General features: G+C 72.8%; 19 protein-coding genes. 6 read left to right on the plus strand and 13 right to left on the minus strand.

Annotated elements, in window-relative coordinates:
• Nucleotides 1–12: 12 nt before the first annotated feature.
• The gene (locus C6361_RS02165) at nucleotides 13–405 is read right to left on the minus strand and encodes a cupin domain-containing protein (protein ID WP_234359276.1); all 393 of its coding nucleotides are present in this window, start codon (nucleotides 403–405) and stop codon (nucleotides 13–15) included.
• 78 nt (nucleotides 406–483) lie between these two features.
• Here C6361_RS02165 and C6361_RS02170 point away from each other — a divergent pair, with 78 nt between their 5' ends.
• Together C6361_RS02170 and C6361_RS02175 are read left to right on the plus strand one after the other, a co-directional pair.
• A complete protein-coding gene (locus tag C6361_RS02170; protein ID WP_234359277.1) occupies nucleotides 484–957 on the plus strand; it encodes a MarR family winged helix-turn-helix transcriptional regulator in 474 nt (157 codons plus the stop codon).
• A 91-nt stretch (nucleotides 958–1,048) separates the two neighbouring features.
• On the plus strand, nucleotides 1,049–1,450 hold the full coding sequence (locus C6361_RS02175; protein ID WP_107264102.1) for a GntR family transcriptional regulator: 402 nt from the start codon (nucleotides 1,049–1,051) through the stop codon (nucleotides 1,448–1,450).
• A 35-nt stretch (nucleotides 1,451–1,485) separates the two neighbouring features.
• On the opposite strand, the gene C6361_RS02180 is transcribed toward C6361_RS02175, so the two are convergent.
• Genes C6361_RS02180 through C6361_RS02200 form a run of 5 tightly spaced genes read right to left on the minus strand, consistent with a single transcriptional unit; the run spans nucleotide 1,486 to nucleotide 3,866 of the window.
• On the minus strand, nucleotides 1,486–2,088 hold the full coding sequence (locus C6361_RS02180) for a hypothetical protein (RefSeq protein WP_107266587.1): 603 nt from the start codon (nucleotides 2,086–2,088) through the stop codon (nucleotides 1,486–1,488).
• Nucleotides 2,089–2,110: 22 nt separating this feature from the next.
• The gene (locus C6361_RS02185) at nucleotides 2,111–2,662 is read right to left on the minus strand and encodes a DUF6286 domain-containing protein (RefSeq protein WP_107259339.1); all 552 of its coding nucleotides are present in this window, start codon (nucleotides 2,660–2,662) and stop codon (nucleotides 2,111–2,113) included.
• A 3-nt stretch (nucleotides 2,663–2,665) separates the two neighbouring features.
• On the minus strand, nucleotides 2,666–3,124 hold the full coding sequence (locus tag C6361_RS02190; RefSeq protein WP_107266588.1) for a hypothetical protein: 459 nt from the start codon (nucleotides 3,122–3,124) through the stop codon (nucleotides 2,666–2,668).
• Nucleotides 3,121–3,621: an Asp23/Gls24 family envelope stress response protein gene (locus tag C6361_RS02195; RefSeq protein WP_107266589.1), complete on the minus strand. Its 501-nt coding sequence runs from the start codon at nucleotides 3,619–3,621 to the stop codon at nucleotides 3,121–3,123. Before C6361_RS02195 ends, C6361_RS02190 begins: the two co-directional genes overlap by 4 nt.
• A gap of 56 nt (nucleotides 3,622–3,677) precedes the next feature.
• Complete coding sequence (locus tag C6361_RS02200; RefSeq protein ID WP_107259333.1) at nucleotides 3,678–3,866, minus strand: hypothetical protein; 189 nt, start codon at nucleotides 3,864–3,866, stop codon at nucleotides 3,678–3,680.
• A 155-nt stretch (nucleotides 3,867–4,021) separates the two neighbouring features.
• Here C6361_RS02200 and C6361_RS02205 point away from each other — a divergent pair, with 155 nt between their 5' ends.
• Nucleotides 4,022–4,618 (plus strand): MBL fold metallo-hydrolase, encoded by a 597-nt coding sequence (locus C6361_RS02205; protein ID WP_107264101.1) that lies wholly within the window; start codon nucleotides 4,022–4,024, stop codon nucleotides 4,616–4,618.
• 83 nt (nucleotides 4,619–4,701) lie between these two features.
• Here the strand turns inward: C6361_RS02205 and C6361_RS02210 are convergent, their stop codons facing one another.
• On the minus strand, nucleotides 4,702–6,072 hold the full coding sequence (locus tag C6361_RS02210) for an MFS transporter (RefSeq protein WP_107270680.1): 1,371 nt from the start codon (nucleotides 6,070–6,072) through the stop codon (nucleotides 4,702–4,704).
• A gap of 281 nt (nucleotides 6,073–6,353) precedes the next feature.
• Complete coding sequence (locus tag C6361_RS02215; RefSeq protein ID WP_107259329.1) at nucleotides 6,354–6,590, minus strand: hypothetical protein; 237 nt, start codon at nucleotides 6,588–6,590, stop codon at nucleotides 6,354–6,356.
• A 156-nt stretch (nucleotides 6,591–6,746) separates the two neighbouring features.
• Here C6361_RS02215 and C6361_RS02220 point away from each other — a divergent pair, with 156 nt between their 5' ends.
• Nucleotides 6,747–7,859 carry a geranylgeranyl reductase family protein gene (locus C6361_RS02220; protein WP_107259327.1) on the plus strand — a complete coding sequence of 371 codons (1,113 nt, stop codon included), beginning with the start codon at nucleotides 6,747–6,749 and terminating at the stop codon, nucleotides 7,857–7,859.
• 82 nt (nucleotides 7,860–7,941) lie between these two features.
• Here the strand turns inward: C6361_RS02220 and C6361_RS02225 are convergent, their stop codons facing one another.
• Complete coding sequence (locus C6361_RS02225) at nucleotides 7,942–8,637, minus strand: GntR family transcriptional regulator (RefSeq protein WP_159079144.1); 696 nt, start codon at nucleotides 8,635–8,637, stop codon at nucleotides 7,942–7,944.
• A gap of 185 nt (nucleotides 8,638–8,822) precedes the next feature.
• On the opposite strand from C6361_RS02225, the gene C6361_RS02230 reads away from it, so the two are divergent.
• Complete coding sequence (locus C6361_RS02230) at nucleotides 8,823–10,100, plus strand: glycosyltransferase (RefSeq protein ID WP_107266591.1); 1,278 nt, start codon at nucleotides 8,823–8,825, stop codon at nucleotides 10,098–10,100.
• Between the two features lie 24 nt (nucleotides 10,101–10,124).
• Here C6361_RS02230 and C6361_RS02235 read toward each other — a convergent pair whose 3' ends face one another.
• The 3 genes from C6361_RS02235 to C6361_RS02245 are packed head-to-tail and all read right to left on the minus strand — an operon-like array spanning nucleotide 10,125 to nucleotide 13,685.
• Nucleotides 10,125–12,416 carry a cation-translocating P-type ATPase gene (locus C6361_RS02235; RefSeq protein ID WP_107266592.1) on the minus strand — a complete coding sequence of 764 codons (2,292 nt, stop codon included), beginning with the start codon at nucleotides 12,414–12,416 and terminating at the stop codon, nucleotides 10,125–10,127.
• Between the two features lie 14 nt (nucleotides 12,417–12,430).
• The gene (locus C6361_RS02240) at nucleotides 12,431–13,426 is read right to left on the minus strand and encodes a hypothetical protein (RefSeq protein WP_107266593.1); all 996 of its coding nucleotides are present in this window, start codon (nucleotides 13,424–13,426) and stop codon (nucleotides 12,431–12,433) included.
• A 49-nt stretch (nucleotides 13,427–13,475) separates the two neighbouring features.
• Nucleotides 13,476–13,685: a heavy-metal-associated domain-containing protein gene (locus C6361_RS02245; RefSeq protein ID WP_107259317.1), complete on the minus strand. Its 210-nt coding sequence runs from the start codon at nucleotides 13,683–13,685 to the stop codon at nucleotides 13,476–13,478.
• 125 nt (nucleotides 13,686–13,810) lie between these two features.
• On the opposite strand from C6361_RS02245, the gene C6361_RS02250 reads away from it, so the two are divergent.
• Nucleotides 13,811–14,113: a metal-sensitive transcriptional regulator gene (locus C6361_RS02250; protein WP_101365859.1), complete on the plus strand. Its 303-nt coding sequence runs from the start codon at nucleotides 13,811–13,813 to the stop codon at nucleotides 14,111–14,113.
• Between the two features lie 47 nt (nucleotides 14,114–14,160).
• Here C6361_RS02250 and C6361_RS02255 read toward each other — a convergent pair whose 3' ends face one another.
• Nucleotides 14,161–14,724: a hypothetical protein gene (locus tag C6361_RS02255; protein ID WP_107266594.1), complete on the minus strand. Its 564-nt coding sequence runs from the start codon at nucleotides 14,722–14,724 to the stop codon at nucleotides 14,161–14,163.
• Nucleotides 14,725–14,743: the final 19 nt, after the last annotated feature.

Genomic DNA, 14,743 nt, shown 5'->3' on the forward strand with positions numbered 1-14,743 from the left:
GTGTGCCACCGCTCAGCGGGCCCAGGGCAGCTCCCGGGGCTGGGGATCGTCCGGGACGGTGGCGGTCCCGCCGGCCGGCATGCAGACCAGCGCCTCGGCCGGCTCGGCGCCGGCCCGGATCTGTCGGGCCACCCCGGCGGGCAGGATCGCCGCCTGGCCGGCGCCGATTACCCGGGTCTGGCCGTCCACGGTGACGGTGAAGGACCCGGCCAGCGGCATCCAGACCTGCTCACGGTCGACCGCGTGCACCGGCCCGGCGCCGTCCGGCGCCATCCGGACCCGCCAGGTGGCCAGCTCGGCGCTGCCCTGGCTGGGGGTGGCCAGCCCGGACATCGTGCCACCCGGGGTACGCGTCGTCCGGCTCTCGCTCTCGGTCACCACGACCACGTCCGCTCCTCGGATCACGTCGTCTCCTCGCTAGTCAAGTTGCTTTACTCAGATCACGAGTAAAGCAACTTGACTCGCCCGTGTCAAGATGGGGCGGTGACCACAGACGACCCACTGGCCCGTACCGAGCTGACCTTCCTGCTCGGGATGGGTTTCCAACTGGTGCTCGCCGAGTTCGTTCGGCGGGTGGCCGAGGCCGGCTACCCGGACCTGCGCCCGGTGCACGGACTGGCGTTCCAGGCGTTGCGCGGCGGGGGTGCCACCGGCACCGAGCTGGCGGAGCGGCTCGGTGTGACCAAGCAGGCCGCCGGGCAACTCGTCGACGAACTGGAACGGCGGGGTTACCTGCGCCGCGAGCCGCACCCGAGCGGTGGGCGGCGTCGGCTGATCGTGCTGACCGATCGGGCCACCGAACACCTCGCGGTCGCCGGCCGGGTACTGCACACCCTGGAGGCCGAGCTGGTCGCCGGAATCGGCGCCGACGGCCTCGCCGCGCTGCGTACCGAGCTGAGCCGGCTGGTACGGCACCTGGCCGGCGACGAGCCACCGCCGCTGCGCCCACTCTGGTAGCGGCGGCGACCACCGCTCCGGGCGGGGCACCGGATGCGCGGGAGGCGCACACCCTATCGCACTAACACTATAGATAATTAGGATGTACGGCGTGCTGGAGTTCTACCTGGATCGTCACGCCGGAATCCCGACCTATCTGCAACTGGTGCAACAGGTCACCCACGCCCTGCGGGTCGGTGCGTTGCATCCCGGTGACCGGCTGCCCACCGTCAAGGAGGCGTCGGCGCAACTCGCCATCAACCCGAACACGGTGCTCAAGGCGTACCGCGAATTGGAGCGCGGCGGGTTGGTCGAGGCACATCCCGGCCGGGGCACCTTCGTCCGCTCCGGGGTCGCGGTGGCCGCGGTGCCCGACCACCCGGTGCTGCGCGACCAGCTCGCGGCCTGGGTCGACCGGGCGCGGGCGGCCGGGCTGACCGCCGACGACGTGCTGGCCCTGGTCAGCACGGCGGTACGCCGCGGCTATCCGGAACGGACCGAGCCAGCGGCCTGACGCCGGAGCCGCCCCGCGCGATGCCGTCGGGCGGCTCAGTGCACCCGGACCGGGCTGGCGGCGTCGATCCGGGCGGTCACCTCCAGCCGGCGCGGGGCCAGCCCGGAGGTGGTCCGGAACCGCTCGACCGCCGTCGTCACATGGTCCCGGACGGCGGTCATCCCGGCCCGGGAGTTGAGCTGCAACTCGATCCAGAGTTCCGGCCGGGGTGCGGTGCCGGCCAGCGTGACCGACGCCCGGCGGACCTGCGGATCCCGGGCGAGGTCGCGTTCGAGGCCCCGGGCCAGCCGGGCGCCCCGGACCCGGGTGGCGCCGGGCAGCGCCGGGCCGGCGGCCGCGGTCTGGCCGGTGACGGACCGCAGGTCGAGGTCGCCGAGCACCGGGTAGCGACGGGCCCGGAGTACCCGACCGAGCAGCTTCGAGCCGAGCCAGGCGAAGAGGAGCCCGAGTACGCCGAGGATGACCAGGCCCCACGGGTCGATGCCGCGCCAGGTGCGCAGCAGTCCCGACCAGAGCAGCGGTGCCTCGTTGTCGACTCCGGCCAGGTGCCCGAGGCTGGCGATCAGCCCCACCACGCCGATGGCGGTGAGCACGAGCCCGACCACCGTCCAGAGCACCCGGATGGCGCTGTTCGTCATGCCGGCTCCCCGCGTCGCCGCATCAGCCCTCCACCCGGGCTACCTCGGTTCGTGGCCGGCTGCCCGACCGGACCATCTGCACGTCGACGTGGTCCTGGGACGAGGCACCCAGATTCTCCAGTTCGCGCCGGACCGTGAACTCCACCGCCAGCCGGACCGAGGCGTCGCCGGTCGCCCGGATCCGGGTCCGCCAGCCGAGGCCCTCGCGGCGGACCCGGGCGCTCGCCGACTCGACTCCGGGTACCGAGTTCGCGGCCGTCGCCAACTGCCGTTCCACCGACCGGCGTTGCAGGTGCCAGCCGTCGGCGAACCGGGCCGGTAGCCGCTCGGGCTTCCAGCGGACCAACTGTCCCCACAGGATCAGCAGTCCGACCACACCGGCGGCGATGATCCCGGTCCGCACCCAGGGATCCGCCAGCCGGGTACCGGTCAGGGTGCGGTACCAGTCCGTCCGGTCGATCACCACCGAGCCACGGTCCAGGGCCACCGCGAAGACCTCCACGATCAGCAGCAGTCCACCGCCCAGCAGCGCGCAGCCGAGCAGCAGGGTGGCGAGCCGGTTGACCAGGCGCATCGGTCAGCTCCCGTCCACCGGTACCGGCAGGTCGATGTCGTCGACCACCACCTCCACCGAGGGGCGCTGCCCGAAGTCGGCCAGTACGGCGCGGACCGCCCGCTGGATCTGTTCGGCCACCGGGGCGATCGGGACCGGAGCGACCTCGACGTGCACCTCGACCGGGTTCCCGAGCCGGATACCGACGATCTTGCCGCCGGGGAAGAGGGTGGCCACCTCCACGCCGGTGCCGGCGGTCAGTCCGGACACTCCGGGGACGGCGAGTACGGCGTCCCGGACTCTCCCGGCGACCGTGGCCAGATCGGCGACCGTGGCCAGTTCCGCGACGGCGGCCGGGCCGCTGACAGTGGTCGGGCGGGTCGGCGTGCCCCGGTCGGCGGTCGTGACCCGGGTGGCGTCGGAAGCAGCGGCGTCGGAAGCGTTCGCGTCGGAAGCCGCGTCGGTGGCCGCCCGGCTGGTCATCGGGCCCGCTGCTGGGGGTCGTCGCCGTCGCCGTCCTGGTCACCCTCGACGAAGACGTCGTCGACGTTGATGTTCACCTCGACGACCCGGAGGCCGGTCATCGCCTGCACCCGCTCGACGACGTTGCGGCGTACCGCCTCGGAGACGTCGACGATGCTCTGGCCGTAGAAGGTGACGATGTCCAGGTCGACCGCTGCCTCGCGCTCGCCGACCTCGACCGAGACGCCCTGCCGGATGGTCTCGCTGCCGCCCGGGACGAGGCCGCGGAGCTGCCCGACCCGCCGGGCCAGCCCGGCACCCATCGAATGCACGCCCGGAATCTCCCGGGCCGCGAATCCGGCGATCTTGGCGACCACGCCCTCCGCGATGCGGGTCTTGCCGGCCTCGGTGCTCAACTCGGCCCGGGGCGGTCCGCCGCCGTCCGGGCTGGCCACCGGTCCCGGCGCGGCGGCCTGCTTCCGGTTGTCGTTCCTGGTGGCGGTCTTGCTGTCAGCCATCGCCTCTCCTCATCTCCTGCCGCTGCTCGGTGGATATCCGGGTGCCCGGCACCCGCTCAGCGCCTGCGGGAGGCGGTTGCCCGGTCGGCGAGTCCGGCGACGTTGAGGTCACCGTCGATCACCCGTACGGCGAGCCACCCGACCAGGCCGGCGAGCACGGCCCCGGCCGCCGCTCCGAAGCCGGCGACGGCCCACACCGCCGCGATGAGGAAACCGGCGACGAAACCGAACTGTTGGCGTGACATGGGGTTCCTCCCCGGCTGGTGCGGCGTGCGGCAGGTCGCAGTGGCTTACACATTTGGCGGAGAAGTCGAACCCGGCCGGGCGGAGGAGATGTGTGATCTGCGTCACTCCGGCTCTTGCGATCATGCTTGCCCGTGTCGCCGGTACCGTGGCCGGGGTGCGGCTCACCAAGTACACCCATGCCTGCGTACGGCTCGAACACGACGGCGCCGTCCTCGTCATCGACCCCGGCTCCTGGAGCGAACCGGCGGCGCTGCGCGGTGCCGACGCGGTACTCGTCACGCACGAGCACACCGACCACATCGACGTACTGCGGCTGGCCGGCCTCGGTGTCCCCGTCTACGCGCCGGCCGGGGCGAACATCCCCGACCTCGACGTGCACCCCGTCGCGCCCGGGCAGGAGTTCACCGCCGCCGGCCTCCGGGTACGCGCCTTCGGCGGCCGGCACGCCACCATCTACGGCGGGAAGCCGGACTGCCCGAACCTCGGGTACCTCGTCGAGGGGCGGGTCTACCACCCCGGCGACTCGGTGCACCGGCCGGAGGTGCCGGTGGAGACGCTGCTCGTGCCGGTGCAGGGATCGTGGCTGAAGACCGCCGAGGCGATCGACTTCGTCCGGGACGTCGCACCCGAGCGGGCGTACGGCATCCACGACGCGCAGGTCAACGAGCGGGGATTGCAGAGCGTGCACGGGTGGCTAGCCGAGGAGGCCGGCGACTGCTACCGCTGGCTCACCCCGGGCCAGACGGCCTGACGCATCCCCCGCCACTCCCTCGATGACGGCCAACCGACGGCCGGTCGACGACCGCGCGTCGGTGATTCCGCACTCCGTAGCCGTCAACCGCTGCGGCCGGGGCCGGCCGGGCTGCCGGGCCGTTCGGTCCAACTGTCCACGATCGCCGCGACCAGCGCGACGAGTACGAATGCGATGGTGGCCAGCAGGGCGTCCCGGAAGGCCCGCGACCAGCCGCCGTGGGTGGCGGCCAGGGTGCTGAAGAAGATCGCGCCGACTCCGGCGATGCCGGCGGCGGCGCCGATCCGCTGGCCGGTCTGCAACATCCCGGCCGCGCTGCCGGCCTGGCCGACCGGCACCTCGGAGAGCGTCAGGTTCTGGTTGGGGGTGATCACCAGGCCGCTGCCGAGCCCGGCGACGAGCAGCGGCAGGGCGGTCGCCAGCGGCGCGCCGTGCCCCGGCACGAAGTGCAGGGCCAGGATCACCCCGCCGAGCCCGACCGCGACGGTGGCCAGGCCGATCGCGACCAGCGGCCGGCCGAACCGGTTGACGATCCGGCCGCCGACTCCCGCCGTGAGCGCCGAGCCGAGCGCGAACGGCGTGATCGCCAGGCCGGCCTCCAGCGCGCTGTACCGCAGGCCGCTCTGGAGATAGAGGGTGAAGAGGAAGAAGACCGCGACGAAGCCGCCGAAGTAGAGCAGCCCGATCAGGGTGCCGAGCGAGTACGACCGGAGCCGGAACAGCGCCAGGTCGAAGAGGGGTTCGCGGTGGCGCCGGTACCGCAGTTCCCAGCCGACGAAGCCGAGCAGCACCAGCAGACCACCGGGGATCAGCAGCCACTTGAGCGGCCCGTGCCACTGCTGCCGTTGCACCAGCGGCAGCAGCAACAGGACGACACCGGCGCCGAGCAGCAGTACGCCGACCGGGTCGAGGCCCTTGCGGCTGGCCCGGCGCCCGGGACCGGTCGGCAGCAGCCGCCAGGCGAAGAGGATCGTGGCGATGCCGACCGGCACGTTGACGAAGAAGACCAGTCGCCAGCCGAGGTGCTGGCCGCCGAGTTCGATCAGGGCGCCGCCGAGCAGCGGGCCGACGGCGGTGGAGATGCCGATGGTGGCGCCGAGCATCCCGAACGGGCGACCCCGGTCCGCACCCCGGTAGAGCTGCTGGATCAGCCCGATCACCTGCGGGTTCACCAGTCCGGCCGCCGCGCCCTGGAGCAGCCGGGCACCGATCAGCCAGGCCGGCGACTCGGCCAGCCCGGCCGCCGCACTGGTCAGGGTGAACAGCGCGAGGCCGAGCATGAAGACGTTGCGTCGGCCCCGGATGTCGCCGAACCGGCCGGCGGGTACCAGCATCAGCCCGAAGGTCAGCGCATACCCGGAGAGGATCCATTGGAGATCGCTCGGGTCGGCGTGGATGGCCTGGTCGATCGAGGGGATCGCGACGTTCACGATGCTGACGTCGAGCAGCGTCATGAACGCGGCGACCAGTCCGATGGTCAGGATCTGCCTGCGCCGCCGGGCGGCGGTCCGCTCGTCGAGCCCGGCCAGTGGATCCGGTTCCGGTTCGTCCGGGCCGCCCGGCCCGGATCGACCGGCACGACCCGGTGGATTGCCTTCTGCCGCGCTCAATCGGGCCTCGCTGACTGTGCCGCGTCCGGGTGCGGGCCCCGAACGGTGACCGCCGGGGACAGACTATCGCAAATCACTCCGAACGCCTGGTCAGCGACGTGCCGGCCGGGTCGTCGCCCCGCCGCTCAGGCGAGCTGCTGGGAGCACCAACGCGGGCCGAAGTCCAGACCCTCCAACGGGGAGTCCTCGCGGTGCAGCAGGTTCTTCTCGCCGAGCACGTGCAGCGGCGTCGTCAACTGGTCCGGCGGCAGGCCGACCTCTTCCGCGATGGCCTCCGGGAACGGTACCTGTCCCCGGGCCTCCAGGGTGGTGACCGCCTGGTACACCCGCTGTTCGATGTCGGTGAGATGCAGCTGTTGCATGGTGACCTCCTCGCCCGCGCACAGCGCGCGGGCAGTTCGCGAGGCGGCGATTACCCACCGAGACGGCGTTGATGCACCGGGTAGTGGATCCGCCACCGATCGTCGACCGGCGTCCCGTTCCCGGCGCCGCCCGGCCGGTCACCTAGGCTGCTACCCGTGACCTGGGACGTCGCCGTGATCGGGGCCGGACCGGCCGGGCTCTCCGCCGCGTTCGCCGCCGCGCGGGCCGGAGCCCGGACGGTGGTGCTGGAGAAGTCCGAGCATCCGCGCTACAAGACCTGCGGCGGCGGGCTGATCGGCACCTCGTTGGCGGCCGCCGAGGCGCGGATCGAGGTACCCGCCGACGACCGGGTGGACCGGGTGACCTTCACCGCCGACGGGCGGCGGGAGTTCACCCGCCGGCACCGGCCGGGGCAACTGCTCACGATGGTGCGGCGGGAGGAGTTCGACGACCGGCTGCGGGGCGCCGCCGTCGGCGCGGGCGCCGAGATCCGGCAACGGGTCGCGGTGCGCGGGGTCGAGCAGGACCCGGAGGGCGTACGCGTCCGGCTCGCCGACGGCACCGAACTGCGCGCCCGTACGGCGGTCGGCGCCGACGGCTCTGCCGGGGTGACCGCCCGCCAGGTCGGGGTGCGGTACTCGCAGGTCGACCTCGGGCTGGAGCTGGAGATCCCCGTCCCCGCCCCGCTCCAGCAGCGTTGGCGGGGCCGGCTGCTGCTCGACTGGGGACCGCTGCCCGGGTCGTACGCCTGGGTCTTCCCCAAGGGCGACCGGTTGACGGTCGGGGTGATCGCGGCCCGGGGCGAGGGGGAGCGGACCCGGCGTTACCTGCGGGGGTTCGTCGAGCGGCTGGGCCTGGCCGGCCTGGAGCCGGCGCACGACTCCGGGCACCTGACCCGGTGTCGCGCCGACGACTCCCCGCTGCGGCACGGCCGGGTGCTGGTCGCCGGGGACGCGGCCGGCCTGCTGGAGCCGTGGACCCGGGAGGGGATCAGCTTCGCGCTGCGCTCCGGGACGCTCGCCGGCACCGCCGCGGCCGGTGGTGACCTCGACGGGTACGTCCGGGCGGTGCACGACCAGCTCGTCCCGCCGATGCGGGCCGGGCACCGGATCCTCGACGCCTTCTCCCGGCATCCCGGCATCTTCCACACCGCCCTGGCCACCCCGCCCGGCTGGCGGATGTTCACCGCCTTCTGCCGGGGCGAGACCAGCTTCGACCGCACCCTGGAGCGTCGCCGGGTACGCGCCGCACTGGCCCTGCTCGGCTAGTTGCAGTGCTCACGCGCGTTGTCGACGGCGTGTCGGCCTGATCCAGGCAGAGGGTGCTGACGCCCGTACCTACCGGAGGCCGCTACGGCCCACCGGGCGTGGCGAGGTGGTGGAACAGGTCACGTGCCGCTCGGCCACTGTCTTTGATCAACTGCGGTAGGTGCTCGGCGATCTCCTCGGGCTGCCGGCCCGCGATGTGTCGGTTCCAGCGGTTTATCAGCTGCTGTAGCTGTTCCGGGACGTCGCGGCCCTTGAGCAGGGTGACCCACAGGCGCGACATCTGGGCCGAGAGCTGGTCGAAGGTCGACCGCAACCAGCGGTTCGCGCTCGCGACGGCCAGGAGCTGGAAGACGCGCATCGACAGCTCGGAGAAGCGCAGGACCGCTTCCAACCGGTACTCACCGTCGGTGTCGGGCGGGGACCACTCGGCCAGCAGCCGGGCAAGCTCTCGGGCCTCGGCGTCGGACAGGCGCTCCAGGCCCAGTCGGACAAGCTCGGGGCCGATGAGATCCCACGCCTCGACCAGCTCCGACACTCGCTGGGCGTCGAGGGGGCTCACGACGTACCCGGCCCGGGGCAGCGTGATGATCAGCCCCTCGCGGTCCAGCCGGGCGAGCGCCCGACGAATCGGCGTCAGGCCGTACGGGGTCGAGCTGGCCAGTCCCCGCTCGGTGAGCGACGACCCCGGCGGAAGCTCACAGGCCACGATGCGGGTACGCAGCGCCGCGTAGGCCTGCTGCGTGAGCGATGCCTCTCCCGTCGCACCCTGGTCGGTCACAAGAGGAAACCCTAGCTCCGCCCGCCACTGCGAATCCCAGGAGACATCGCACACTCTCCGCGAACCGGACTTGACCACCCGGGCCACCGAGAGACATGCTGGGCTGAAATTTCAGGCAGCTCAGAAGGGGACTGCCGGTCTCGGAGCTCCTCGGGGCCCGGTGGAACAGAGGGGATCTCAGCAGGATGAAGGCATTCGTGCTCGCGTTCGGGACGCGTGGCGACGTACAGCCGTTCGTCGCCCTGGGACGCGCGCTCTCCGACGCCGGCCACGAGGTACTGGTGGCCGGGCCGGCGTGTTACCAGTCGCTCGCCGCTGCCGGCGGCGTTCCGTTCGCGCCCGTCGACGACCGGTGGAACCGGCTCACCGACGAGCCCCACATCCAGGAGGCGCTCGCGACGAACTACCGAGGGCCGAAGGCGAAACGGACAGCCCTCGAGGTGGTACGCCGGACCCGGCAGTACATCGCCGCCGCGCTCGACGACATCGCCGCAGCCGTTCCCGCCGGAACCGACGTCGTCGTGCACCACACCATGCTCCCCGGCCAGCACCTCGCCGAGGCCCTCGGCGTCCCCTCGGTCCCGGTGGCACTACAGCCGAACTGGGTGCCGACCGGCGCCTTTCCGTGCCCGATGTGGGCCCCGCCGTGGCTGCCCCGATCCTTCAACCGGCTGAGCTACCGACCGGCCGCGCTCGCTCCTCAGTTGCTCCTCGGAGCGGTGGGGAAGCACTGGCGGGCACGACTCGGGCTGAGGTCTCGGCGTGGGTCCGGCGATCCGTTCCGCCGCCCCGACGGAGGCCCCGCCTTCGTACTGCAGGCGTTCAGTCGGCACGTCCTGCCGCAGCCGGCGGACTGGCCCGGGTACGCGCCCGTCACGGGATACTGGACCCTCGCCAGCGAGGACCGGGGCCCGTCGCCCGCCCTGGCCAGGTTCCTCGACGGCGGAGCACCGCCGATCTACGTCGGCTTCGGCAGCATGCGAGGCCAGAACCCCGAGGCGATCGGCGAGATGGTCCAACGGATGGTCCAGGCGACCGGAGAGCGAGCCGTTGTCGCCACCGGCGGCGGCGGGATCGCGATGGCCGCCTCGGACAGCGACCTCGTCCACGTCGTCGACGACGCTCCGCACGACTGGCTCTTCCCCCGCACCGCGGCGATCATCCACCACGGCGGAGCGGGAACGACGGCCGCCGCGCTGCTCGCCGGACGCCCACAGGTGATCTGCCCCTTCACCGGTGACCAGCCGTTCTGGTCCGAGCGGATGCGATCCATCGGCGTTGCCCCGGACCCGATCCCACAGCGGCAGATCACCGCCGAACGCCTCATCAGGGCGGTCGAGGCGACCAGATCCGACACGGCGATGCCCCGGAGGGCCGCCGAAATGGGCGAGCTGGTGCGCTCCGAAGGCGGTACACGTCGTGCAGTCGAACTCCTACTCGAACTCACGGCCCACCAGGCCTGAACCCGACGCCCCCTGGTGTGCCGGTCACCCGCCGACGGTGCCCGCCCGGTCGGGCCGGTACGGCGTGAAGCGGCGCAGCCGCAGCGAGTTGCCGACGACGAAGACCGAGGAGAAGGCCATCGCCGCACCCGCGATCATCGGGTTGAGCATCCCGATCGCGGCCAGCGGCAGCGCGGCGACGTTGTAGGCGAACGCCCAGAACAGGTTGCCCCGGATCACCCGTAGCGTGGCCCGGGACAGCCGGATCGCGTCGACGGCGGCGGTCAGGTCACCGCGTACCAGGGTCAGGTCGGCGGCCTCGATCGCGACGTCCGTACCCGTGCCCATGGCCAGCCCCAGGTCCGCCTGGGCGAGCGCGGCGGCGTCGTTGACGCCGTCGCCGACCATCGCCACCACCCGGCCCTCGGCCTGGAGTCGCCTGACCACGTCGAGCTTCTCGGCCGGCAGCACCTCGGCGATCACCTCGTCGATGCCGACCTCGGCGGCGACCGACCGGGCGACCGCGGTGTTGTCGCCGGTGAGCAGGATCGGGGTGAGGCCGAGCCGGCGCAGTCCGGCGACCGCCTCGCGGCTGGTCGGCTTGATCGCGTCGGCCACCACCAGCGCCCCCCGGACCCGGCCGTCCCAACCGGCCAGCACCACGGTCCGGCCGGCGGCCTCGGCGTCCGCGACCGCCGCGCCGAGCGCGGCGGGCAACTCCAGGTCGCGGTCGGCCAGCAGGCGGGCCCGGCCCACCGTGACCGCACGGCCGTCGACGGTACCGGTCACGCCCAGCCCCTCGACGTTGGCGAACCCGTCGACCTCCGGATGCGGCCCGGTCCGGTCGGCGGCGGCACCGGCGACCGCGCGGGCGATCGGGTGCTCGGAGGCGTTCTCCAGCGCGCCGGCCAGCCGGAGCAGTTCGTCCGGGTCCTGGCCGTCGGCGGGGAGAATCTCGGCCAGCGTCATCCGGCCGGTGGTGACCGTGCCGGTCTTGTCCAGCACCACGGTCTGCACCCGACGGGTCGACTCCAGCATCTCGGGACCCTTGATCAGGATGCCGAGCTGGGCACCCCGGCCGGTGCCGACCAGCAGCGCCGTGGGGGTGGCGAGCCCGAGGGCGCAGGGGCAGGCGATGATCAGCACCGCGACGGCGGCGGTGAAGGCCGCCGTGACGCCGTCCTCGGAACCGAGCCAGAAGCCGAGAGTGGCGACGGCGAGGGCGATCACGATCGGTACGAAGACCCCGGAGATCCGGTCCGCCAGGCGCTGCACCTGGGCCTTGCCGGCCTGTGCCCGCTCGACCAGGGTCGCCATCTGGGCGAGCTGGGTCTCCGAGCCGACCCGGGTGGCCCGGACGACGAGCCGGCCACCGGCGTTGACGGTCGCCCCGACCACCTGGTCGCCCGGACCGACCTCCACCGGTACCGACTCGCCGGTGAGCATGCTGGCGTCGACCGCGGAGGAGCCGTCCTCCACCACGCCGTCGGTGGCGATCTTCTCGCCGGGCCGGACCACGAAGCGGTCACCGACGGCGAGCCGGTCGACCGGGATCCGGGTCTCGACGCCGTCGCGGCGCACCGTGACCTCCTTGGCGCCGAGTTCGAGCAGCGCCCGCAGCGCGGCACCGGCCCGGCGCTTCGACCGGACCTCGAAGTAGCGGCCGGCGAGGATGAAGAGGGTGACCCCGGCCGCCGTCTCCAGGTAGATGTTGCCGGCCCCGTCGCTTCGTCCGATGTCGAGGCTGAACGGGTGCGTCATGCCGGGCGTACCGGCGGTGCCGAGGAAGAGCGCCCAGACCGACCAGCCGAACGCGGCGAGCGTACCGAGCGAGATCAGGGTGTCCATGGTGGCGGCGCCGTGCCGGAGGTTGATCCAGGCGGCCCGGTGGAACGGCAGCCCGCCGTACCCGACGACCGGGGCGGCGAGGGTCAGCGAGAGCCACTGCCAGTAGTCGAACTGCCAGGCCGGCACCATCGCCAGCACGATCACCGGTACGGTCAGCACCAGCGACACCAGCAGCCGGGTACGCAGCGTCCGCAGCTCGTCGACGGGCGCCTCCCGCTCCGGCCCGGACTCGTCGACCGGCCGGGGCGGCGGTGGCAGCGCGGCGGTGTAGCCCGTCTTCTCCACCGTGGCGATGAGTTCGTCCGGGGTACGGGTGTCGTCGAAGGTGACCGTCGCCTTCTCGGTGGCGTAGTTGACCGTGGCGGTCACCCCGTCCAGCCGGTTGAGTTTCTTCTCGATCCGGTTGGCGCAGGAGGCGCAGGTCATCCCGCCGATCTTCAGTTCGATCCGGTTGGGTGCCATCGGTGGTCGTCCGGCGGCCGGTGCCATTGCTGCCTCCTGGGCTAGTTGTGTCCGTGTCCGGGCTCGCCGTGACCGGACTCGTCCGCTCCCGGGGTGGCCGTCGGCGCCGGCTGCCCGGGTGTGGCGCCGCCGCCCGGGGTACCGGTCGGCGACGGCTCGGCCGGCGTTCCGGCGGAGAGGGTGAACTCGGCGGTGCGGACGGTGCCGCCGTGCTGGAAGTCGAGATAGAGCCGGTAGCTGCCGGCCGATGGCACGTCGGCGTAGAAGGTGATCTCGGGACCGGACGCTGTCCGGCCGTCGCCCGGCTCGCCGTCCGGGTGCACGTGCAGGTAGGCCAGGTCGCCCTGGCGGAGCGCGACCAGGTGGCCGTACGCGCCGAGGTAGGGCTCCAGGTCGGTGACGGGTCGCCCGTCGCGGCTGACGGTCAGGGTCAGTTCGCTGGTCTGTCCCGGCGTCAGGGCGCCGTCGAGGCGTACCCGGTATCCGTCGACCTCGGCGGTCGGTGCCGGTGCCGGCAGCGGCCGGGGCCGGAAGTCGCCGGCCACCGCGACGTCGAGCCCGAGGGTGAGTGCCGCCGCGCCGCTGGGCTTGAAGTCGGCGAACGCGCGCCAGCTGCCGGGACCGGTGAGCGGCGAGGCGACCCGCCAGGTGCCGTCGGCCGACATCTCCGGGTGCACGTGCCGGAAGCCGGAGAGGTCCCGACGGGCGACGATCAGGTGCATCCGCTTGTCGTGTTCGACGTCGTAGCCGGTCACCGGGTGCCCGTCCGGCCCGATGATCCGGAACGCGAACTCGCCGGCCGGGGCGGGTACGCCGGTCAGCGTGTAGCCCCGGTCGGAGACGAGCAGCCCACCGGGTAGCCGTGGTGCGCCGGTCGTCCCGGCGTCGGTGCCGTGCCCGGTCGAGTGGGCCGAACCGGTCGAGTCGGTGGAGTCGGCGGTGCGTACGGGGCCGGTGAGCTGACCGACCCCGTACGCCGCGCCGAACACTGTCGCGAGCCCGAGCGCGAAGGCGCTCAACTTCGTCGCGGTGTTCATCGTGCTACCTGGTTTCTGCTCTTCGGGCGTGGTCAGTCTTCCGGCGTGGTCAGGAGGTGACGAGTTCGTAGCCGGCCTCGTCGACGGCGGCGCGGAGCCGCTCGGTCTCCACCGGGCCGTCGCTGGTGACGGTGACCGCGCCGGAGGTCACGTCGACGCTCACCTCGGTCACCCCCGGGATCGCGCCGACCTCGGTGCTGACGGCGTTGGCGCAGTGTCCGCAGGTCATGCCCTTGACCTGGTAGCTCTCGGTGATCATTGCTGTTCTCCCTTTCCTGCCCCACCCTATACCCTAGGGGGGTATGCGACGCGCGGTTTACCCCTCAGGGGTATCCGTACTCCTGGACCGTAGCATACCCCTGGGGGGTTAGCTATGCTTGTGGCATGACGACACCCGCCGAGACCCCGACCCGCGGCTACACCGCCAGCAAGGATCAGCTGCTCGCCCGGCTGCGTCGGGTCGAGGGGCAGGTGCGCGGGATCGAGCGGATGGTCGAGGACGACCGCTACTGCATCGACGTGCTGACCCAGATCTCCGCCATCCAGGCCGCGCTGGACAAGGTCGCGCTCGGGCTGCTCGACGGGCACGCCCGGCACTGCATGCACGAGGGCGCCGCCGAGGGGCGGGCCGACGAGATGGCCACCGAGATGATGGCCGCCGTCGGGCGCCTGATGAAGCGCGGCTGATCAGCCGCGGTTGATCAAGCGCGGCTGATGGGGCGCGGCTGATCCGGTCAGCCCTGGGCCGGGTCGACCCGGCCCTCCGGCGCCGGGGTCGGGAAGAGGTCGACCTGGCCGCCGAGCCGCACGTCCCCGCCCAGGTGGGCCGGCGCCGGCCGGTCGGTGGCCGGCAGCCTCGAGTACCGCCGGCCGGAGCCCTCCCGGTCGGGTCGGGAGGTGACCCGGAACGGCACCAACGCGATCGGGGCCGGCGGCGGCTCGAACCTGCGGTCGCCCCAGCGCAGCCAGACGGCGATCCGGCCGGCCTCCGCCTCCAGCCTGAGCTTCTCGACCGAACGCTGCCGGTCGGAGTGGTCGACCTCGACCACCACCGGTGCGCCGTCCGGCCGCGCGCACCCGACGTCCACTATGGAATGCCGGTGCTCGTACGGCGGCGGCAGCGGCATCACGCTGGCGGCCCGCCGGTACACCCGCCAGCCCTGGGCCATCGCCCAGGCCGCCACCGAGTCGATCAGCAGCACGGTGACCTCGTCACTCGTCTGGTCGGTGAACGTCAGCCGGCCCAGCCAACCGGTCAGCGCGGCGCCGATCCGGGCGCCCTCCTCGGCCTGGTCCACGATCCGACCGTACCGCCTC

Origin of the sequence: Plantactinospora sp. BC1 (assembly GCF_003030345.1) — a bacterium.
Classification (GTDB): Bacteria; Actinomycetota; Actinomycetes; order Mycobacteriales; family Micromonosporaceae; genus Plantactinospora.

Coding starts and splice junctions, on each gene's coding strand:
- C6361_RS02180 (WP_107266587.1), bottom strand. CDS start 2,088: ATGACGAACAGCGCCATCCGGGTGCTCTGGACGGTGGTCGGGCTCGTG.
- C6361_RS02185 (WP_107259339.1), bottom strand. CDS start 2,662: ATGCGCCTGGTCAACCGGCTCGCCACCCTGCTGCTCGGCTGCGCGCTG.
- C6361_RS02190 (WP_107266588.1), bottom strand. CDS start 3,124: ATGACCAGCCGGGCGGCCACCGACGCGGCTTCCGACGCGAACGCTTCC.
- C6361_RS02195 (WP_107266589.1), bottom strand. CDS start 3,621: ATGGCTGACAGCAAGACCGCCACCAGGAACGACAACCGGAAGCAGGCC.
- C6361_RS02200 (WP_107259333.1), bottom strand. CDS start 3,866: ATGTCACGCCAACAGTTCGGTTTCGTCGCCGGTTTCCTCATCGCGGCG.
- C6361_RS02210 (WP_107270680.1), bottom strand. CDS start 6,072: ATGACGCTGCTCGACGTCAGCATCGTGAACGTCGCGATCCCCTCGATC.
- C6361_RS02215 (WP_107259329.1), bottom strand. CDS start 6,590: ATGCAACAGCTGCATCTCACCGACATCGAACAGCGGGTGTACCAGGCG.
- C6361_RS02230 (WP_107266591.1), top strand. CDS start 8,823: ATGAAGGCATTCGTGCTCGCGTTCGGGACGCGTGGCGACGTACAGCCG.
- C6361_RS02235 (WP_107266592.1), bottom strand. CDS start 12,416: ATGGCACCGGCCGCCGGACGACCACCGATGGCACCCAACCGGATCGAA.
- C6361_RS02240 (WP_107266593.1), bottom strand. CDS start 13,426: ATGAACACCGCGACGAAGTTGAGCGCCTTCGCGCTCGGGCTCGCGACA.
- C6361_RS02245 (WP_107259317.1), bottom strand. CDS start 13,685: ATGATCACCGAGAGCTACCAGGTCAAGGGCATGACCTGCGGACACTGC.
- C6361_RS02250 (WP_101365859.1), top strand. CDS start 13,811: ATGACGACACCCGCCGAGACCCCGACCCGCGGCTACACCGCCAGCAAG.